The 20,763-nt window shown below is 38.6% G+C and carries 14 protein-coding genes; 10 read left to right on the top strand and 4 right to left on the bottom strand.

The annotated features are described in order from the left end of the window. Positions 1-2: 2 nt before the first annotated feature. Positions 3-638: an O-methyltransferase gene (locus tag AC6CH7_RS20100; RefSeq protein WP_498264416.1), complete on the bottom strand. Its 636-nt coding sequence runs from the start codon at positions 636-638 to the stop codon at positions 3-5. Positions 639-658: 20 nt separating this feature from the next. Then, the gene (ruvX, locus tag AC6CH7_RS20095) at positions 659-1,075 is read right to left on the bottom strand and encodes a Holliday junction resolvase RuvX (RefSeq protein WP_498264415.1); all 417 of its coding nucleotides are present in this window, start codon (positions 1,073-1,075) and stop codon (positions 659-661) included. A gap of 81 nt (positions 1,076-1,156) precedes the next feature. Here ruvX and AC6CH7_RS20090 point away from each other — a divergent pair, with 81 nt between their 5' ends. The 3 genes from AC6CH7_RS20090 to AC6CH7_RS20080 are packed head-to-tail and all read left to right on the top strand — an operon-like array spanning position 1,157 to position 4,240. Further along, entirely contained in the window at positions 1,157-2,305 is a 1,149-nt protein-coding gene (locus tag AC6CH7_RS20090) for a DNA polymerase III subunit (RefSeq protein ID WP_498264414.1), read from the top strand. A 2-nt stretch (positions 2,306-2,307) separates the two neighbouring features. Beyond that, positions 2,308-3,777 (top strand): regulatory iron-sulfur-containing complex subunit RicT, encoded by a 1,470-nt coding sequence (ricT, locus tag AC6CH7_RS20085; protein WP_498264413.1) that lies wholly within the window; start codon positions 2,308-2,310, stop codon positions 3,775-3,777. Continuing rightward, entirely contained in the window at positions 3,770-4,240 is a 471-nt protein-coding gene (locus tag AC6CH7_RS20080; RefSeq protein WP_498264412.1) for a gliding motility lipoprotein GldH, read from the top strand. The genes ricT and AC6CH7_RS20080 overlap by 8 nt, the downstream gene beginning before the upstream one ends. Here the strand turns inward: AC6CH7_RS20080 and AC6CH7_RS20075 are convergent. Beyond that, positions 4,232-5,533: a UDP-N-acetylmuramoyl-tripeptide--D-alanyl-D-alanine ligase gene (locus AC6CH7_RS20075; RefSeq protein WP_498264411.1), complete on the bottom strand. Its 1,302-nt coding sequence runs from the start codon at positions 5,531-5,533 to the stop codon at positions 4,232-4,234. The two genes, AC6CH7_RS20080 and AC6CH7_RS20075, sit on opposite strands and share 9 nt — an antisense overlap. A gap of 58 nt (positions 5,534-5,591) precedes the next feature. Here AC6CH7_RS20075 and AC6CH7_RS20070 point away from each other — a divergent pair, with 58 nt between their 5' ends. The 7 genes from AC6CH7_RS20070 to AC6CH7_RS20040 all read left to right on the top strand — a co-directional run bounded on the left by AC6CH7_RS20070 (position 5,592) and on the right by AC6CH7_RS20040 (position 19,797). After that, on the top strand, positions 5,592-8,078 hold the full coding sequence (locus AC6CH7_RS20070; protein WP_498264410.1) for a M14 family metallopeptidase: 2,487 nt from the start codon (positions 5,592-5,594) through the stop codon (positions 8,076-8,078). A 309-nt stretch (positions 8,079-8,387) separates the two neighbouring features. Next, positions 8,388-11,552 carry a SusC/RagA family TonB-linked outer membrane protein gene (locus AC6CH7_RS20065; protein WP_498264409.1) on the top strand — a complete coding sequence of 1,055 codons (3,165 nt, stop codon included), beginning with the start codon at positions 8,388-8,390 and terminating at the stop codon, positions 11,550-11,552. A gap of 32 nt (positions 11,553-11,584) precedes the next feature. Continuing rightward, positions 11,585-13,171, top strand: coding sequence for a SusD/RagB family nutrient-binding outer membrane lipoprotein (locus AC6CH7_RS20060; RefSeq protein ID WP_498264408.1), 1,587 nt, complete (start codon positions 11,585-11,587; stop codon positions 13,169-13,171). A 41-nt stretch (positions 13,172-13,212) separates the two neighbouring features. Then, positions 13,213-14,145, top strand: a complete 933-nt coding sequence (locus AC6CH7_RS20055; RefSeq protein ID WP_498264407.1) for a DUF1735 domain-containing protein — start codon at positions 13,213-13,215, stop codon at positions 14,143-14,145. A gap of 418 nt (positions 14,146-14,563) precedes the next feature. Further along, on the top strand, positions 14,564-17,749 hold the full coding sequence (locus AC6CH7_RS20050) for a SusC/RagA family TonB-linked outer membrane protein (RefSeq protein ID WP_498264406.1): 3,186 nt from the start codon (positions 14,564-14,566) through the stop codon (positions 17,747-17,749). Between the two features lie 18 nt (positions 17,750-17,767). Continuing rightward, positions 17,768-19,240, top strand: a complete 1,473-nt coding sequence (locus tag AC6CH7_RS20045; protein WP_498264405.1) for a SusD/RagB family nutrient-binding outer membrane lipoprotein — start codon at positions 17,768-17,770, stop codon at positions 19,238-19,240. A gap of 50 nt (positions 19,241-19,290) precedes the next feature. Beyond that, entirely contained in the window at positions 19,291-19,797 is a 507-nt protein-coding gene (locus AC6CH7_RS20040; protein ID WP_498264404.1) for a lipid-binding protein, read from the top strand. 26 nt (positions 19,798-19,823) lie between these two features. Here AC6CH7_RS20040 and AC6CH7_RS20035 read toward each other — a convergent pair whose 3' ends face one another. After that, a complete protein-coding gene (locus tag AC6CH7_RS20035) occupies positions 19,824-20,729 on the bottom strand; it encodes a S66 peptidase family protein (RefSeq protein WP_498264403.1) in 906 nt (301 codons plus the stop codon). Positions 20,730-20,763 lie beyond the last annotated feature (34 nt).

Raw genomic sequence — 20,763 nt, 5'->3', positions numbered from 1 at the left:
CCTTATTTTTTTCTGATGATAAATAACCCATCTCTAACAGGTAAAATGAGTTTTTCTACACGGTCATCTGCCGCAATTTTGTCATTAAATGTAGTGATATTTTTAGTGTCTTTATCCTGATTGGTGTTCAGTACTTTTCCACTCCACAGTACGTTATCCACTATAATGAGTCCGCCAGGCCTGATTCTGTTGAAAACAAGATCATAATAGGTGCCATTGTTTTTCTTGTCGGCATCAATAAAGACAAGGTCGAAGGTTTCTTCTAATGCGTTCACCGTTTGGGTCGCATCGCCAAGGATATATTTTATTTTGCTGTTGTAATCAGATTGGGCAAAGTTGTGGCGTACCATGTCTTCCAGCTCTTCATTTATATCTAGCGTATAAATAATTCCGTCTTCTGTTAATCCTTCAGCAAGACAAAGGGTGGCATAGCCGGTAAAGGTGCCAATTTCCAAAACTCGGGTAGGGTTTGTCATTTTGCTTAGAAAGCTAAGTACCCGGCCCTGATAATGGCCTGAAAGCATGCGTGGCATCAGCACTTTTAAATTGGTCTCTCTGTCTATTTTTTGTAGCAATTCGCTTTCTGGTTCACAGTAATTAAGCAAAAGCTGCTGCATGTCATCGCTGATTAAGCTCATATAATTTTAATAAATGCAATCTATAAACGGTGCTGTTCCATAAAATATTGCAAAATAATAGTAGCCGAGATGGTATCTACGCGCTCTTTATTTTGTCGGTCTTGTTTTTTTAATCCGCTTTGCATAATTGTTTGATGGGCTAGTTTAGAAGTAAACCGTTCATCAATCCAATGTTGGGGGATATCAGGAAAGGTTCTTTTTAAGGTTCTGGCAAAGCCTTTTACATGCTGTGCAGAATCCGAAGGAGAACCATCCATTTGCTTTGGATCGCCAAAAACAAAGGCTTCTACCTGTTCTGTTGAAAGATATTTTTTTAGATATTCTATAGCGTCTTTGGGGTGTATGGTATCAAGTCCCGTGGCAATAATTTGCAGGGGGTCTGTAACGGCTAATCCGATACGCTTGGTTCCATAATCAAAAGCTAAAATTCTGGGCATGTGGGCAAAGATAATAAAATCTGGCAGGCAACTTTTAGTGCCGTTATAGGCAAGTGTTAAAATTTTGCTATTTTGCACCAAATGCAGTTTAAGAATATCATAGGTCAGGAAAGCATAAAACAGCAGTTGATACAAACATTTGCTGAGAATAGGATAAGTCATGCGCAGTTGTTTCTTTCGTCAGAAGGAAGTGGTGCTTTGCCTTTAGCAATTGCCTATGCCCAATATATTAACTGTCTTGATAAACAGACTGATGACAGTTGCGGTGAATGTTCTTCGTGCAGAAAATATGAAAGATATATTCACCCGGACTTACATTTTTCTTACCCTTTTTTCGCTTCTAAAGATGTAAAAACAGCAGTAGATGTTTTAGATGAATGGCGGAGTATGGTGCTTGCTGATCCTTATTTTGACATGGATATTTGGCGATCTAAATTAAGTGCAGAGAATAAACAGGCAAACATTAACATTGCCGAGTGTCATGATATCATCAAAAAATTAAGTTATAAAGCTTTTGAGGCCGAGACGAAAGTGCTGATCATGTGGCTGCCCGAATATCTGGATAAAGAAGGAAACTCCTTATTAAAGATTATTGAAGAACCACCGCAAAACACCCTGTTTATTTTAGTGGCAAACAACCAGGAACAGATTCTTTCTACGCTATTGTCGCGGACGCAGATTGTTAAGATTCCTAAACTACCACATTCTACTGTTGAAAGTTATTTGATGGATGAATTTGGTTTGTCAGAAAATCAGGCTACAGAGTATAGCTTTCTTGCAGATGGAAATTTGATTGAGGCCAAGCAATTGGTGGCCAATACACAAAATGAAAACGCCGAGAAATTTGCGGAATGGCTGAGGATGGGATATGGCAACAGGGTTTTAGATTTAACCAATTTTGTAGATCAGATTGCGGGCTGGGGTAGAGAAAATCAAAAGAATTTTTTAAAGTACGGGATTAGTTTTTTAAGAGAATGCAGCCTGTTATTAAGTGGCGCAGAAGAGCTGGTTAAGCTGCCTGGTTCAGCTATGGACACGGCAAAACGGCTATCAACCCATGTACTTAATCTTAATATGGCAGACGCCATTATTTCAGAGCTGGAAAAGGCGCACTATCATATCGAGAGAAATGCAAATCCTAAAATTCTGTTTTTAGATGTATCTTTACAACTGGTAAAAATAATTAAGTTTAAAACGCTCCCGAAAGGGACTCAATATATATATAGTTAATTATGGGATGTGGAAGTTGTTCTACAGGTGGCGGATGTGCCCCCTCGGGTTGCAAAAGTAATGGCTCTTGCCTTACTGGAGGATGCGGAAAAATGGAAGTTTACGACTGGCTGTCTAATCTTGACATGCCTTCAAATTATATACCTTTTCAAGTAATAGAAGTTAAATTTAAGGGTGCCAGGAAAGAATTTTTCCTGAATAGCGAGAACATATACCTCGAAATAGGGGAGTTAATTGCTGTTGAAGGTCCTACAGGCGGTTATGATATCGGCCATGTTTCCTTAACCGGGGAACTGGTGCGCATGCAAATGAAACGCCGTAAAGCAACTATTGATCAGGTAACCAGAAAAGTTTACAGAAAAGCTACTGAGGCAGACGTCGAAAAATGGAAGATCGCCAAGGCTTTGGAATGGGAAACGATGCATAAAGCACGTACCCTTGCTTTAGATTTACGTCTGTCCATGAAAATCAGCGATGTTGATTACCAGGGAGATAAAACTAAGGCAACTTTTTTTTATACTGCAGAGGGTCGTGTTGACTTTAGGGAGCTGATCAAAAAGATGGCTGAAACCTTTAGAATCCGGATTGAAATGCGCCAGATTGGAATGCGTCAGGAAGCCGGAAGGTTAGGTGGAATTGGGTCTTGTGGTCGCGAACTTTGCTGTTCTACATGGCTAACCAATTTCAAAACGGTATCGACAGCTGCGGCCAGATATCAGAACCTTTCTTTGAATACTTTAAAACTTGCAGGTCAATGTGGTAAGCTAAAGTGTTGCTTAAATTATGAGCTGGATACGTATTTAGATGCATTAAAAGACATCCCTGATCGTATTGAAAGCCTACAAACTGAAATTGGAGTTGCCCGTCACCAAAAAACAGACATCTTTAAAAAGATTATGTGGTTCAGTTATCCTAATACAGAAGATTGGATCCCACTTAAAGTTGACCGTGTGAAAGAGATCATGGCAATGAATAAACGCGGACAGAAGCCAATTAATCTTAAAGAAGAGGCTGTTGAGTTAACTCCGGTAGCCGTTGTAGAGAAAATACCTGATTATGAAAATGTTGTTGGACAAGATAGTTTAACCCGTTTAGACGATAAACCTAGAAATAAAGGCAACAAGAATAATAGAAATAATCCTAACAAGACCAACGAAAATAGGAATAGCGGAAACAGGCCTGAAAAAGGACCAAGACCCCCTCAAAATACTAAGCCTGCACAGGGGCCTAAGCCAGCTGTACAAGGCGCCAGACCTGAGAAAGGACCTAAGCCTGCGCCGGGAGCAAAACCTGTTCAGAATCCGAAACAAGGTCAACACCCTAAACCAGCCAATAAGCCTGTAGTTCAGGCTGCCGAAGGTACTGTTCCCGAGCAACCAGGTGCCGCCATTGGTCAGCCGTCGGCAAACAGGAATAGAAATAGAAACAATAACCGAAGGAAAAAACAAAAGGAAAAGCCTAAGGATGAATAATTTTAAAGTTTTACTGCTGTCCTCAGTTTTAATCATTCTCTTTTTTAGCGGATGCGATACCAATACGCTTGTGGATAGCAATATGTCTATGCCTGCACGTAACTGGGGCTACCCTAACAAGGTTAAAACATTAGTTGAAATTACCGACAGCAGTAAGCCTTATAATATCTATTTTAAATTGCGCCATACCGCGGATTACAGGTATTCAAATATTTTTGTTTTATTCCATATAAGCGGAAGTGGGCAGGAAAAACACACTAGACGTTACGAGTATAGATTGGCACAACCAGATGGGCAGTGGAACGGTTCGGGTTCAGGTAACTTGTTTACCTATAATTTGCCTTTGCTTACCAATTACAAATTCCCCGCTGCCGGTAAATATCAGTTGGAAATAGAGCAGAATATGCGCGATAATCCGCTTGCTGAGATCAGTGATGCGGGGATAAAGGTCGAACTAAAGTAAAGGAAGCAGTTGTTCTAGTGCCATACCTCTTGATCCTTTAAGTAACACAAGACTATTCCTTATAGGATCGTTTTTTAAGAATTTCTGAGCCTCATCCCTGGTGCTAAAAAAGTGCCCTTTGTACCTATCTTTTAATGCGTAAAAGTCTTTCCCAATAAAAATAAGTGTTTCTACATGGAGCTGTTCGGCTTGTTTGGCAATAAGATCATGTTGTTCCGCAGATTCTGGACCAAGCTCAAACATATCTCCTATAATTACAGTTTTTTTGTCGGCAGTTAAAAGAGAAACGTTATTTAGGGCAGCAGTCATGCTGCTCGGGTTTGCGTTATAAAAATCACATATTACTGTGTTGTTCTCCGTTTTTGTGATTTGTGAGCGATTGTTGTTGGGGTAGTATCCAGAAAGACCTTTGTTTATTGCTGAAGGAGTAGCATCGAAAAATGCTCCAATGCATATAGACGCCAATATGTTTTCGAAATTGTAAGATCCGGTTAAATTAACAGCTATTTGGTAACTGGCTACTTTGTCTGACCATGAAATTTCAATTAATGGATCTGTTTTAATCAGCTTTCCTGATATTGTATCTGTTGATTCTGTGCCGTAATAGATAACCTTGTCAAGGTCAGCAGCAGCACTCATTTCCAAAAGGTAGGAGTTATCCCTGTTAATAAAAGCAAAGCCATGATTGTTCTTTAGATACGCATAGAGCTCTGCTTTCCCTTTTTTAACACCTTCGAATCCTCCAAAGCCATCTAAGTGGGCCATGCCTACATTGGTAATTAAACCGTGAGTCGGCTGCGCTATAGTACACAGAAACTCTATTTCTTTTTGGTGGTTGGCGCCCATCTCTATTACTGCAATCTCGGTATCATTGGTTAATGATAAAATAGAAAGGGGTACACCAATGTGGTTGTTTAGATTGCCTTTGGTGGCAAAGGTTTTATATTTTTCGGAAAGAACCGCTTTTATTAGTTCTTTGGTAGTTGTTTTGCCATTACTACCAGTTAAACCTATAACCGGTATATCTAATTGTGAGCGGTGATGTTTGGCAAGATCTTGTAATGTTGTCAGTACATCAGGCACCAAAATACATTGCTTGCTGGTTTTGTATGCAAGGTTATCTACAATAGCATATGCTGCGCCATTTGTAAGGGCCTGCTCTGCAAAAGTGTTGGCATCAAAATTATCACCCTTTAGGGCAAAAAACAAGCAACCAGGAGTAATATTCCTTGTGTCGGTACATATAACAGGGTGCTTTAAATAATGCTGATAAAGGGATTCGATGGCGGCCATAGATAAAATGAATAATTAATATGGTAAAATTAGTATTTTGGAGTCTTAATTCGTCGATATGAAATACTTTCTGCTGCCTTTTTTGTTTTTGCTCTTAGGTTTAAGTGTTGCAGATGCTCAGACAAAGTCTCCGGATGAGTTTTTAGGATATGCCCTTGGAAGTAAATTTACATCACATGATAAGGTTATCGATTATTTTAAATACATAAGCAGTAAAGAAAAGAACATAAAGATTGTAAGCTATGGCAAAACTTACGAAGGAAGAGAGCTGTTAATTGCAGTAATATCCTCAAAAGAAAACATAGATGATTTAGAGCAAATCAGAAAATATAATGTAAGTCTGAGTAAAGCCGAGGCATCAGCAGCACCGAAAGGTAAACAGCCAGCTATATTGTGGTTAAGCTACAATGTGCATGGGAACGAAGCCAGTTCTACTGAAACGGCTATGAAAACCATATTTGCTCTTGCTGAAGCACAAACAAATGACATTAAAGATTGGTTAAAGAACACCATTGTGATTATAGATCCATGCCTAAATCCGGATGGCAGAGAAAGGTATGTGAGTTATTTTAACTCGGTTAGTGGGCATAAGCCCAATGCTAACCCAATGGCAAGAGAACACTCAGAGCCTTGGCCAGGTGGTAGATCGAACCATTATTATTTTGATTTAAACAGAGACTGGGCCTGGCAAACACAGATAGAAACACAGCAACGGTTAAAGGTATACCATGAGTGGATGCCAGAGGTTCATGTGGACTTTCATGAACAAAGTTATAATGAGCCCTATTATTTTGCGCCTGCGGCCGAGCCGATCCATCAGGATGTTACTCCCTGGCAGCGTGAGTTTCAGGTCACCGTTGGAAAAAACAATGCTAAGTATTTTGATGAGAACGGATGGCAGTATTTTACTAAGGAACGCTTCGACCTGCTTTATCCCTCTTACGGAGATACGTATCCCTTATACAATGGTGCCGTAGGAATGACTTATGAACAAGGGGGAATTGGTGCCGGCCTGTCTGTAGTAACTATTGATGGAGATACGCTTACGCTTAAGGAAAGGATCAGTCACCATTATACTACCGGTATGGCTACTGTTGAAACGGTTTCAAAAAATGCCGATAAGCTGGTAAAGGAGTTCAAACTCTATTTTGAAAAAGCGGTTGCGAATCCTCCGGGTATTTATAAAACATATGTAGTGAAGGCGCAAAATCTGAGTAAAGTTAAGAAGCTTGCCGAACTCCTTAAAAAGAACGGCATTGAGTATGGGTTTGGATTGGATAAGAACATGCGGGGCTATAATTATGAAACAAAGAAAGTAGAGGGCTTTAAGGTAGATAGGAATGACCTGATTGTAAATCTGCGGCAACCAAAGGCTGTTTTGGCTAATGTGCTATTTGAACCCCAAACCACTGTTAATGATTCTAATACCTACGACATTACCGCATGGGCTTTGCCATATGTTTACGGTTTAAAAGCGTATGCAAGTAAAGAATCTGTAAAAGGAATCTACCCCGCTTTAGAAGAATTTAAGGAGCAGTCTGAAGTAGCAGAGAAGCCTTACGCCTGGATTTTTAAGTGGAATTCGACTGAAGATGCGCAGGTTCTTATTGCATTGCAGCGGGCAAACATTAAGGTAAGATCGGCTGAACAAGCGTTTACTATTGGTACTAAGGTGTTTCCTGCCGGATCGTTATTGGTATACCGAACAGAGAATGAGCGACAAGTAAAGGGGCTTTCGTCTAAGATTTCCCGTATACAAAAAGACCTAAATGCTGGAGCTTATACTTCTGCAAGTGGTTATGTAGATAAGGGTAAAGATTTCGGTTCAAACGTTTATCCTATTCTAAATGTGCCTAAAGTAGCTATAGTGGCCGGCACAGGCATCTCTACTCAAGGTGTTGGTGAGGCCTGGCATTTCTTTGAGCAAGAACTGAACTACCCCGTTACGATGATAACTGCGTATAACATAGATAAGCTGGATATCAATAAGATAAATACCTTGATTATGCCAGATGGTAATTATAGCGAAGATATTGACGAGAAATTGGAGAGTTGGATTGAGAATGGGGGGAAAATAATTTTGTTTGAAGGTGCAATTTCAAGTGCACTAGGAAAAAAGCCTTTTAATATTAGATTGAGAGAGAGTGTAAAAAATGACATAAAGGTTAATAGGGCAAGAAAGTATGGAGAACGCAATCTTGATGATTTGTCAGAAGCCATTCCTGGGGCTATTTTTAAAGTTAATCTGGATCATAGCCATCCAATATCTGCTGGCTTGGGAGATTATTATTATGCCTTGAAAACGGATGATAAAATCTACGAGCTTTTAAATAAAGATTGGAGTGTAGGTGTCTTGAAGCCAAATAGTTATGTGGCTGGTGTAGTGGGCAAGGATGTGTTGAAAAAGTTGGATAATGGAATGTTGTTTGGCATTCAATCAGTCTCAAAAGGGACCGTAATTTATCTTGCAAGTGATATACTTTTCAGGTCGTTCTGGGAGAACGGAAAACAGATGTTTATCAATGCTGTGTTTCTGGTTAATTAGATGTTTCTGAAAATCAGGATGTTGGCATTGAAATTAAAAATCTAGGTAGTTAAATTTTGTGAGACATAGTGTTAAAATATGTTAAATATTTTGGTGAATGCCACTTTTTCAATGTTTTTTGAAGGTTATTGATGCTTATTGGTTAAAAGTCAATATTAAATTTTGTTAACCAATAGTTCTGCTATAACGATGTTGTGTTTATTGTGTCATTTTTATGTCATTTAATTTCAATGCGCATTAAATCATTTATGCTAGCATATCAAATTCGTATATTCAAATATTATTAACTAACCTAAATTTTAATTTTTTATGAAAAAACTTCTACAAAGTTTGTTCATATTGCTGTTTGTTGCGGGCTCTGCAATGGCGCAAAATCGAACAATTACTGGTACAGTTACGGACCAAGGCGATGGATTGCCTCTTCCGGGTGTGACAGTTGTGATTAAGGGTACTAAAGTAGGTACTCAAACAAATTCAAGTGGTCAATATTCCTTATCTGTTCCATCTGGCTCAGTAGAGTTGGTATTCTCTTATCTGGGGTATGGATCCCAAACCAAGGTTGCTACATCTAATGTGGTGAATGCGGCATTAACCTCTGACTCGCAGAACTTAAGTGAAGTTGTGATAACCGGTGCGCTTGGTATCCAAAGACAGGCGAAGGAGCTGGGTTATGCGGCCACGAATTTAAAAGGTGCTGAAATAACCAAAGCCAGCTCTGTTAACGTAGCTAATGGTTTACAGGGTAAAGTTTCTGGTTTGAACATTTCAACTGTTAACAGTGGTGTATTCGAAGATGTAAAGATTAATTTACGTGGTATTCGTTCTTTAACAGGTAACAACAATCCTTTGTTATTGCTTGATGGGGTCCCTACTCCGTTAAGTTATATGTCTACCCTGAATCCTAATGACATTGAAAGCTCAACAATCCTAAAAGGTGCTGGCGCTGCGGCTATTTATGGCCCGGATGCACGAAACGGAGCTATCGTTATTACCACCAAAAAAGGTGCTGAGACTCCAGAGATTATGGTGAAAAACTCTACGCAATTCACAAGCGTTTCTTTTTTCCCTAAATTTCAAACAAAATTTGGTAGCGGTTTTATCGATGCGGATGGCTCAAAAGTGTATACTCCGTACGAAAACTGGTCGTGGGGACCTGCATTTGATGGCTCTACTGTAGATATCGGGCACAAATTCTCTGATGGAGAGGGTGTTGCTGAGCAGGTTCCATTTTCGGCAAACAATTCAAGAGAAGACTTCTGGAATACAGGTGTAACTATCCAAAACGACGTTTCTTTTGCCGCTAAAGATTTCTTTTTAAGTGTACAGGATGCGAACGTTAAGGGGATTGTTCCAGATGATAAGAACCGTAGGACAAGTGTGCGTTTAAATGCAGCCAAAGAGTACGGGCGTTTTAAAGCTTCATTTAATACATACTATGCACAATCAAACTATAGTGTATTTGATGATGATGCGATGTCTGACTATAACGGCGCAAACAACGTAGGTTTAAATGGAGGTCTTCAGAACTTAATTTATAATACTCCTGCTCACATTCCTCTTACTTCGTTCAAAGATTTCAAGAATAATCCCATTGCTGAATACAATGGTTATTTTACTGATTATGGTTTAAACCCTTACTTTGCTTTAGATAACTGGAGAAGAGAAGGTAAAAGAGAAAATCTGTCTTCTATATTAGAATTAAACTATAAAGCTGTTGATTGGCTTAACTTTACTTACAGGGCTTCATTAAATATGAATCTTGTAAATGACAGAAACATTTCTAGAGGTGAGGTGCCAAATGCACTTGGTTTGAGAAGATCGTTTAAGATCATTCCTGGAGCACTTACCGAACGTTCTGGAAGAAACAGCCAGTTACAATCAGAATTCTTCGCAAACTTCAGCAAAACGTTTGGGGATTTTAAAGTAGGTGCTGTTTTAGGAACATCTCTACGCCAGCGTGACACACGCTTAAGTACACCTTCTGCTGCTAATCTTGTAGTTCCCGAACTATTTAACGTGGGTAACAGAGCCGGAGAGTTAACTGGTGGTGTAACAAATTCACGTACCAGACTTGCTGGTTATTTTGGTAGTGCAAGCTTAAGCTATAAAGGTTGGGCAAACGTTGAGGTGACTGGTCGTAATGACGTAACTTCGGAGTTATATTTAAACAGCGACAGTAAATTCTCTTATTTTTACCCTGCTGTAAATGCATCTTTTGTACTTACAGATGCCATAGAGTCTTTAAAGAACAACGATATCCTTTCTTACTTTAAACTTCGTGGGTCATGGAGTAAAACTGCGAATGCTGATATAGGCGCTTATAGATTGGCCGCTACTTTTTCACAAGGCAGTGGTTTCCCTTATGGTACATTACCGGGTTTCTCTGTTGATAACAGCGCAGTTGGCGTTCTTACTCCTGAGTTTATTAATAATAAAGAAGCTGGTTTCGACTTAAGCTTTATGAGAAACCGCATTAACATAGAAGCTACTTATTATCATCAAAACAATACAGATCAGCTGGTAACCATAAACACTTCAGGTGCTACAGGTTACACAGGTGCATTGGTTAATGCTGCATCCTTTATTAATAAAGGACTTGAGTTAGACTTGAACTTAACACCTTTAGTGTCGTTTAGAGACGGTAATATAAAGTTGAGAACTAATGCAACTTATAGCGAAAGTAACATTACAGAAATATATCCTGGTTTAACTGAACTGTCAATCGGTGGTACTGGTGAAACCAGAAATAATGTGATTAATGCCGCAATTGTTGGTTCTTCGGCCTTCTTGCTTAAAGGGACAGATTACTTTAGAGATGATCAGGGCCGTGTTATTGTAAACCAATATACAGGAGCCCCTACGGTTGATCCTACCTTGAAACCTTTTGGTCAGACTATGCCTAAATGGATAATAGGCATCAACCCGTCAGTAACCTGGAAAGGTGTAAGCTTGTCGGCTTTGTTCGAATACAGAACAGGTCATTACGCATATCATGATATTGGTAACTCAATGGCATGGACTGGTGTTGGTTACAATACTGCGACTAATAACCGTGAGCCATTTGTACTTCCAAACTCATCATATGAAGATCCGGCAAATCCGGGACAATACATTGCGAATACAAGCGTAACACTTAATCCGCAAAACTTCTTCACAGATGCTTATATGGACGCTTCTAGTAACTTTATTACTAAAGCAAGTTCTTGGAGGCTTCGTGAAATCGCATTGTCTTATGACATCCCTGCTAAGCTATTAAGCAAACAAAAAGTTATCAAAGGGATATCTCTTACAGCCGTTGGTCGTAACCTTTTCTTATGGGTTCCTAAAACAAATATTTATACAGATCCTGAATTTACTGGAACTACAGCGGTAGCAGATGGTGGAGTTGCAAATACAAACCAGGGTGGTTTAGGAGATCCTCAAATCAATCCTCCGGTGCGTACTATAGGTGGTAGTATTGCCATTAAATTTTAATAAAAGATCATAAATACTTACAAGATATAGTTATGAAAAAACTAACCGTTATATTTTTTACATCGATTCTGTTCATATCCGCAGGGTGTAAAAAGAGTTTTTTTGATATAAATCAGAACCCAAACTCACCGACAGAGGAGTCGATAACTCCTGAACTTTTACTGCCACGCGCTATTCAACGTGCGGCAGATAAGTCAGCAACCTCATTTAGTAATATCGCCGGATGGATGGGTTATTATGCACGTTCAGGTACGTATGGTGCCAATCCGGCTACCGAGGGCTACAACATCACTTCTAGTTTTGAAGCTGCTCAGTGGAATGACTGGTACGATATATTATATGATTTTGATGTTGCCGAGAAAAAAGCAGCAGAAGCTGGTAAAAATTATTACGTGGCCGTTGCTAAAATTATGAAAAGTATAGGCTTCATGTATCTGGTTGACCAGTACAATAACGTTCCTTACTCTGCAGCGTTCGATTTAACAAAAAACCTTACGCCGACCTATGATAAAGGACCTGCAATATATGCCGACCTTATCGTTCAATTGAATGCAGCAATAGGATTGTTAAACGAAGCTGGTGTTGCAACTGATCCTACAATTGCCGGAGTAGATATCGTATTTCACAACAACGTTACCAAATGGAAAAAACTGGCTAATACACAAAAATTGAGGTTGCTTATCCATCAGTCGGAAGTGATCAGTGCGGGAGACGCTACTGCCGAACTTGCTAAAACTGCAGCCGAAGGATATCTTGACGGAATTACCGCTCCTTTCGGCGGAGCTGTTAGTCCAACAGACGGTGGAGCCTACGTGCAACCTGGCTATGTAGCTGATAATCTTAAACAGAATCCTTTCTGGGATACATATGATACAGCACCATCAGGATCTTCTGTAAACGATTTCTGGAGAGCGAACAACTTTTTCCTAAAACAAATTTATGGTGTAAATGGCGATAACTATGTCGATGAACGCTTGTTCTATACTTTTGATGAGGCCGTTACGCCAATAGCAGGAACTCTTGAGGCAGATTATCTGGGAAGTAATTATGGTGAGGTTACGCCAAATACTGGCCCTCAGGCGGTTAATCAGGCTGATGTATCTGGTCCTGGCCTGTCCGTATCTGCATCTCAGGCACAATGGTTGTTTACCGTAGTTGAAAGTAGATTTCTGCAAGCCGAAGCCATTCAAAGAGGATGGATAGGTGGTAATGCAAAAACTGCTTATGAAGCAGCAGTAGCATCGTCATTTAAATTTTTAGGTGTTCCTGATGATGTACTTGAAGATTATTTCACAAACGCAATCTCAAATTGGGATGCTCCAGCAAATAGTAATAAGATTAAGCTTATTGCTACACAGAAGTATATTGCCTTAATGGGTCTTAATAACTTTGAGGGCTGGGTAGATTATAGAAGATTAGATGGTGCTGACGCAATACTGTCATCTGCTGCTCAGCAAGCCCAATTGCTATCATTTTCACCTGAACGAGGAGGCAAAAATATTCCATTGAGGCTGATTTACGCACAGAGTGAGTATAACTATAATGCAGCTAACGTAGCGTTAGAGGGTACAATTAACCCACATTCATCACGAATATTTTGGGATAAAGGACCTAGATAATTTCCTAGTAGAAAATGTATAACACTATTAAACAGGTAAAAATGAAATTCAATTATATAAAAAAAGGTATTGTCCCTCTAATGGTGATGGTACTGTCTTTATCATCATGTCTGAAGGATGATATCGTTGACCAGGATTTTTCCGGAGTTGACAAAAGCTTTATCGGTATATTTGACGCATCGCCATCAAGTTCAAGCCCAAACACAACCAGTACAGGGATAGTATCAAGTGATGCTACTGCGGTTATAGAGCTACAAGTTGGCTATATTGGCCAGGGGGTAAGTTCAGGTTCGGACGTAACTATCGAGTTTGATCCGAATGTACTGCAAGAATATAATTCACTTACCGGATCTGATTATGAGCTTTTAACGGCAGGAGATTTTGAAATGCCAAGTTCGGTAACCATACCTGCAGGGCAAAAATCGGTTAAGTTTCCAATAACCTTAAAACCACAGACCATTGTACAAACGGACGAAGATATTTTTAAACTGTTTGGTTTACCGGTGCGTATTACTAATGGTCCAGAGGCCCTAAGTGGTAACTATAGTAAGCACGTTTTGCTTATTTCAGTTAAGAATCAATACGATGGCGTGTTCGATTTTAAAGGAAAAATTACCCGTAATTCAGCAACAGGTCCGGATCTTTCATTCGGTGGAAACTTTAGTGGAGTGGAAGCTAGCTTGATTACCAGAACACCAAATTCTGTTTGGTTCGATTCGCAAATATGGGCTAATGGTGGTGCAGTTGGCGGTATCGGAACTCCTGAATCTGATGGAGTTATATTTACTATAAACACAACCACCAATAAAGTTACCATTACGTGTCCTGGTAATCCAGGGTTAAAAAATACACCTGGTTATGACAGCCGTTACGACCCTGCAACCAAGACGTTTTATGTCGCGTTTGATTGGGGTACTGCCCCTGCAACAAGGCTTGCAGTGGATACGTTAGTACGTACAGGGCCAAGGCCATAGTATAAATAAATAATAAATAAAATGGGAGTCATCAAATTTGATGACTCCCATTTTATTTATGTGGCAAGAGAGAAAGTGGTTTTGCCGGACTTCCCCATATTTCAACGCGCTCTGGCAGAGCGTTTAGCATAAAGTGGGCCAAAATTATGATAACGTTATTGTTTACGGGTCTTGCAAAAATCGAATCAAATTTAAATTAGATAATAGTGTGTATTTTTTGACAAATTCGAAATAAAAACCAATTTTGTGGTAATGTAGCGAAATTTCGTTCTCTATTACGGTCTTTTTTTGTGTTTTTGGCAACAATCAGTTTCGTCATTTTACTGTCATTTATTCTTTTGCTGGTAATAAAAATATGCTTGCATATTAAAATCGATCTATATTCGGCGATTATTAACTAACCTAAATTTTATTCTTCATGAAAAAACTTCTACAAAGTTTGTTCGTGGTAATGCTATTTGCTTTTTCAGCAATGGCACAGCAACGGACGATCACTGGTACAGTTACAGGTAAAGATGATGGGCTACCATTGCCGGGTGTAACTGTAGTAGTAAAAGGTACAAAAGTCGGAACGATGACCGACGTAAAAGGTAAATATTCAATCAGTGTTTCTGAATCAGTAACCTCATTAGAATTTTCTTATATCGGATATGTATCCCAAAGTAAAGTAATTGGAACTTCAGGTGTTCTTAACGCAGTTTTAGCCTCAGATGCCAATCTTTTGGGCGAAGTTGTAGTAACTGCAATGGGTCAAACCAAACAGGCAAGAACATTAGGATATGCTAATTCAACTGTAAAAGCATCAGAAATTACTGCTGCAAACAATGTAAATGCACTTTCAGGTGTACAAGGTAAAGTTGCAGGTGTTAGTATTTCTAACTCTGGCTCTGTTGGTGGATCAACTAAAGTTATCATTCGTGGTATTTCGTCATTTACGGGGAACCAGCCATTATATGTTGTTGATGGTGTTCCAATCAATGATAATAATGCTTCAACGGTTACTTCTTCCAGGTCGGTTGACTTAGGAAACCAGGTAAATGATATCAATCCAGATGATATCGAAACCATGGATATCTTAAAAGGAGCTTCGGCAACTGCATTATATGGCTCAAGAGCGGCACATGGTGTGGTAATGATTACAACTAAATCTGCTAAGCAAAATCAAAAATTAAAAATTACTTATAATGGAGCAATAAACTTCAGTAATGTTTTGATGACTGCAACTACACAAAATCAATTCGGTCAAGGATGGCCTAATTTCGCTTTTGAAGAGAACGGATCATGGGGGCCAAGATTAAATGGACTTGTTAAAGACTGGGGTACTGAAGTTGATGGCGTTCGTCAGCAAAAACCATTTGCTTATGTTGAAGACAATTTGCGCAATTTTTATGATACTGGCCTAGACCATACCAATGAAATCTCGATTTCAGCAGGTGGTGAACATACGTCGTTAATTTTCTCTTATGGAAATGTTGGACAAAGAGGTGTTACACCAGGTAATGTTGACAGATACACAAGAAATAACTTCTCTTTTAGAGGAAACACTAAATACGACAAGTTTGAAGCAAACTTTAGCTTAAACTATGTTAGAAAAGATGCAAACTTGATCTTTAGTGGTCAGGGAACTGCAGATGGTGGTAAAACTTTATTCCAGGAATTAATTCAAACTCCTGTTGATATTGATTTAACATCGCTAAAAGATTACGACAACGTATACAACAACTACGATAACTTCTATACTTTATATGCTTCAAACCCATATAAAGTAGTAAAAGACAATAAAGGTGTTGCTCAGGATGACCGTGTTTATGGTAAAGTTGATTTATCATACAAATTAATCAAAGGCTTAACAGCAGTTGGTCGTTTAGGTGGCGACTTCTCTAGCACCCGTTTTAGAGATTTCGGATCAATTATCACCTATAGTCCGGGTTCATTCTCGGCAACAGGTAAAAAAGCACCGGTAACTGGTAGATATGGCGAAAACTTTAGAAGAAACAATCAGATTGACGCGACTGTAATGTTACAGGCAGATTACAAGTTGACTGAAGATATAGGTTTAAATGCAACGGCTGGTGGTAACTACAACCAGAGAGGTTACAATTCATTAGATGCATTTGTTACAGGCTTAAATGTTCCAAACTGGTACAGTTTATTGAATACAAGTAGTACTCCGGTAAATGCTTCTCAAGATGTAAGAAGACGTTTATTTGGTGCATTTGGTGCATTTGATTTCTCTTTCAAAGATTATTTATACTTGAACGTAGCTTTAAGAAATGACTGGTCATCTACACTACCTGTTAATAGTAACAGCTATTTTTACGCAGGAGCAAACGCTTCATTAATTGTTACGGATTTATTTAAAGAACTTAAATCTGATAATGTAAACTTGATTAAAGTACGTGCTGCTTATGGTAAAACAGGTAATGATGCAAGTCCTTATCTAATTTATAACACTTACCAAAACGCATCTGCACCACTACCAAGTGGAAGCATTTTATTGCCTATTGGCGGTGTTGCAGGATTACAGCATAATAAACGCTTAGGTAATCTTGATTTACGTCCGGAAATGACAACAGAGATTGAATTTGGTGCTGAGGGACGTTTCTTTAACAACCGTTTAGGTTTGGATGTTTCTTACTATAACAGAAAAACTAAAGATCAGATCATTAACGCAACTCTTCCTGCCGAAACAGGTTATACCACAAGAACCATCAATATTGGTAACATCCAAAACAGAGGTGTTGAGATTGCTTTAACAGGAACTCCTGTTAGAACTGAAGATTTCCAATGGAATTTGGGTGTTAACTTCACTAAAAACGCAAGTAAAGTACTTTCATTATATGATGATGCTCAGGAATATCAATTCTTTAGCGCTTACTCTGTAGACTATGTTGCAAAAGTTGGTGAGCCTCTTGGAATTTATAAAGTTCCTCAGGTTGAAACAGTAAAATCAGGTCCTGATGCCGGCAAAGTGATTGTGCTAGCTAATGGTTTGCCTAAAATTGATTTAGTAAACAAGAAAAATGTAGGAAATTCAAATCCAGATTTTGAAATGGGATTCTCTAATAAATTTACTTATAAAAGTTTCTCATTATCTGCTTTAGTAGATTGGCGTAAAGGTGGACGTTTCTACTCGTACACTTCTCAGTTAAGTAACTTTGTGGGTAATTCAACTGAAACTACTTTCAACTACCGTCAGCCGTTCCTTATTCCTAACTCAGTTAAAGAGGCGGGTTTAGTAAATGGGGTAATGACTTATACTGAAAACACAAACCAGGTTTCTGTAAACAACATTAATGGTTACTGGTATTCGAACTCTAACAACTCGATGTATGAGCATGCCGTTTTAAAACGTGATTATGTTAAACTTCGTGAGTTAGTATTTACATACTCATTGCCAAAAACGTTTGTTTCTAAACTTAAATTACAAAACATCGATTTGAGCTTAGTGGGTAGAAATTTATTAATATTTACTCCTGATTCAAACAATTTTGTAGATCCTGAATCAACAAACTATGGTAATGATATTACATCAAACTTTGGTGAATTTGCTGCAGGTCCAACTGTTAGAACTATCGGTGGTAGTTTAAAAGTTACTTTCTAATCTATTAACATTAAAGAAATGAAAAAAATAAAATTAATCGGACTATACATGGCAGCACTGGTTTCAGTGGTGGGATGTAAAAGTGATTTAGATATAAACAGAGATCCTTACTTGCCAACAGAAGCTAATCCAAAGTTGCTTTTGCCTACCGGTATTGCTTACTCTGCTTCTAAAATTGGAGGAGATATTCAAAATATTGGATCTTTCTGGTCTCAACATTATACCCAGAACAATACGTCTAATCAATATAAAAGTTTAGAACAGTACGCAGTTGGTATTGCTGATTATAACAGCATCTGGACAAGTGTTTATGGTGGTGGATTGAAAGACTTGTCTTTAACCATGGAAATGTCTAAAGCCTCAGGAGCCTGGAACTATTATATTCCCGCTTCTGTAATGTCAGTTTTAGATTACCATGTATTGGTAGATCTTTATAGCCAATTGCCATACAGTGAAGGTTTAACTGGAGACCAAAACAAAGCGCCTCATTGGGAAGAAGGCAAAATTGTAAATGCTAAATTAATAACTCAGCTTGACGAAGCAATTTCAAAAGGCGCTGATGCTATTGCATTACCTAAGATTGGAAATGAAGATTTTATTTTTCAAGGTGACATGGCTCAGTGGATTAAATTTGCTAAAACTTTGAAGCTTAAAATCCTTATGAGAGATTTTACAACAAATCAGGCTGCAATTCAGGCATTATTAACCGAAGGGGACTTATTGGCTACTTTGGATGCAAAGATGACTGGTTTCACTGACGTTGAAAGCAAATCAAACCCTCTTTATGAGTATGACAGACGTAAGTTAAATACTTTTTCTAACATAAAGGCAAGTAATACTTTGCTAAGCTTTTTAAAGAAAAACAACGACCCACGTATTGCTGATTTCTTTGAATTGGCAGATGTTAAAGGTGCGCCTGGTCAAAAAGCTTATATCGGTTTAGAGCAAGGTAATTTTACCTTAACCGGTCCTCAAACTAACGAAACATCAAGAGCGGTGTTAGCTGCTACTGATCCAGTTTATTTTGCTTCTGCAGCAGAATCTAAATTCTTGCAGGCTGAAGCCTGGGCACGTTTAGGTGATGCAGGAAAAGCAAAAACTGCATATGATGAAGCAGTGACACTTGCATTTACAAGATGGTCTAAAAACGCGGCGAGCTTTATCGCTGCAGGTGGTGCATATGAATTTAAAAGTGGCACTACTGAGGAAATGATTAAAGCTATCATTACTCAAAAATGGGTAGCAGCAGTTCGTTGCCAGGCCTGGGATTCATTCTTTGATCAAAACAGAACAGGATACCCTGCAATTAGTACTGTTGATACGGAATCTCCTAGCTATGTTGCTGGTCAATATACCATTTCGATTAATACAAGTTTAGGTGGAGTTGAAATTCCTAGAAGATTATTATATCCAAAAATATCTTCTGACTTTAACCCTAATACACCTAAAGCAGTTGCTATTAATACTAAAATGTGGTGGCACAAACAGTAGTTTTAAATTTTTAATAAGAAATTATGAAATCAAATAGATTAATATATTCAATGCTCGTTTTAGTAGGCCTAATGGCTGCGAGCTGTAAAAAGGACCATCCTGAAGTGGTAGTTTCACCAGTATATCCTATTTCAGGTGAGTGGTATGTTCATGTATACAATGAAGATGGATCGCTTGCAAGGAAAGAAGTGAGAAATGATAAAGGAGAAATAACTACTACAGTATATACTACTCTCAGTACATACAACACTTCTGATAACGTAAACAATGTTATTTGGATGAAAATGTTAAGTAGTTCTGTGCCTTATGGATTATTAGGTAAAGTGAGCTGTGATGTTCCGGCTAAAACCATTAGTGGTAGCGGAACTAATATTGCTTTTACTCCAAACAAAGGATTTAACGTTTTAGAAGGAAAAGTATTACTTGAGGCTACTAAGCTTAAAGGAAGTCAAACAATCGCAGACAGTATATATGTAAAATATTCAACTGAGACTGATGGAAAGACTTATATTCTTTCTGGTCACAGAAGATCTCAGTACGAAGAAGATCAGTACTAACTTTCATGAAAAGCCTTATCTATTTATTAGATAGGGCTTTTTAGTTTAACAGCACTAACTTCAATTTTTAATTGAACAGGTTTTCCCAAAACCATCGCTCTGTTATCATTAATATGACCCACGGGAAAGCCAAAACAAACCGGATACTCATATTCTTTTACAATCTCCCAGATTACCTGTTCCGGGCTCGATCCAAAAGGAATGTCTTCTACTTCTACTTCATTAAAAGCACCTACAATTAGGCCCTTTAACTTTGCCAGTTTGCCACTGCGTTTAAGCAAACGCATCATTCTATCAATAGAATACTCATGCTCCCCAACATCCTCTATAAACAAAATCTTGTCGGTATAATCCATTTCTGATGCCGAACCTTCAACCATTACTAAAAGCGTTAAATTGCCGCCAATTAATACGCCTTCGGCTTCTCCCCTTCTATTGGGGATATTGCCTGCCGGGCATTCGTAAACAATCTTCTCGCCAAACAGAGCCATCCGCAACGATTCCAATGATTCAGGAGTTGCGTTGTCAAAAGTATAAGGCATTTGAGCATGAATGCTTTGTGTATTTAGTTTTGCAATTAGGTGAGATAGCAAAACGGTGATGTCGCTAAAGCCTACAATCCACTTAGGTTTGGCGTTAAACGCAGTAAAATCAAGATCATCAATAATTCTGATTGTTCCGTAACCACCCCGCCCTGCTATAATGGCCTTAATCTCCGGATCATCCAAAACGGACTGAAGATCCTGAGCCCTTAAACTATCATCACCAGCAAATTGGTGATGAGCTGCATGTACCGTTTTGCCAATTACAACTTGTAGCCCCCAGCCCTCCAAGACAGTAATTGCATAGGCAATGCTGCGGGTTAATTTCTTGGCTGGACAAACTATTGCAATTTTGTCGCCTTTTTTTAAATATCCTGGCTGTTTAATCATTAGTAAAACACTTATCTTTGACAAAATAATAAAA

This window comes from Pedobacter sp. GQ55 (genome assembly GCF_059758925.1).
The sequence above is the reverse complement of the archived record's forward strand: the minus strand, read 5'-3'. Positions and strand labels throughout refer to the sequence as shown.

Bases quoted from the DNA above. Each gene is read 5' to 3' on its own strand.
- AC6CH7_RS20055 (WP_498264407.1), top strand. From the start codon at position 13,213: ATGAAATTCAATTATATAAAAAAAGGTATTGTCCCTCTAATGGTGATG.
- AC6CH7_RS20065 (WP_498264409.1), top strand. From the start codon at position 8,388: ATGAAAAAACTTCTACAAAGTTTGTTCATATTGCTGTTTGTTGCGGGC.
- AC6CH7_RS20100 (WP_498264416.1), bottom strand. From the start codon at position 638: ATGAGCTTAATCAGCGATGACATGCAGCAGCTTTTGCTTAATTACTGT.
- AC6CH7_RS20070 (WP_498264410.1), top strand. From the start codon at position 5,592: ATGAAATACTTTCTGCTGCCTTTTTTGTTTTTGCTCTTAGGTTTAAGT.
- AC6CH7_RS20060 (WP_498264408.1), top strand. From the start codon at position 11,585: ATGAAAAAACTAACCGTTATATTTTTTACATCGATTCTGTTCATATCC.
- AC6CH7_RS20050 (WP_498264406.1), top strand. From the start codon at position 14,564: ATGAAAAAACTTCTACAAAGTTTGTTCGTGGTAATGCTATTTGCTTTT.
- AC6CH7_RS20035 (WP_498264403.1), bottom strand. From the start codon at position 20,729: ATGATTAAACAGCCAGGATATTTAAAAAAAGGCGACAAAATTGCAATA.
- AC6CH7_RS20075 (WP_498264411.1), bottom strand. From the start codon at position 5,533: ATGGCCGCCATCGAATCCCTTTATCAGCATTATTTAAAGCACCCTGTT.
- AC6CH7_RS20045 (WP_498264405.1), top strand. From the start codon at position 17,768: ATGAAAAAAATAAAATTAATCGGACTATACATGGCAGCACTGGTTTCA.
- AC6CH7_RS20080 (WP_498264412.1), top strand. From the start codon at position 3,770: ATGAATAATTTTAAAGTTTTACTGCTGTCCTCAGTTTTAATCATTCTC.
- ruvX (WP_498264415.1), bottom strand. From the start codon at position 1,075: ATGCCCAGAATTTTAGCTTTTGATTATGGAACCAAGCGTATCGGATTA.
- AC6CH7_RS20040 (WP_498264404.1), top strand. From the start codon at position 19,291: ATGCTCGTTTTAGTAGGCCTAATGGCTGCGAGCTGTAAAAAGGACCAT.
- ricT (WP_498264413.1), top strand. From the start codon at position 2,308: ATGGGATGTGGAAGTTGTTCTACAGGTGGCGGATGTGCCCCCTCGGGT.
- AC6CH7_RS20090 (WP_498264414.1), top strand. From the start codon at position 1,157: ATGCAGTTTAAGAATATCATAGGTCAGGAAAGCATAAAACAGCAGTTG.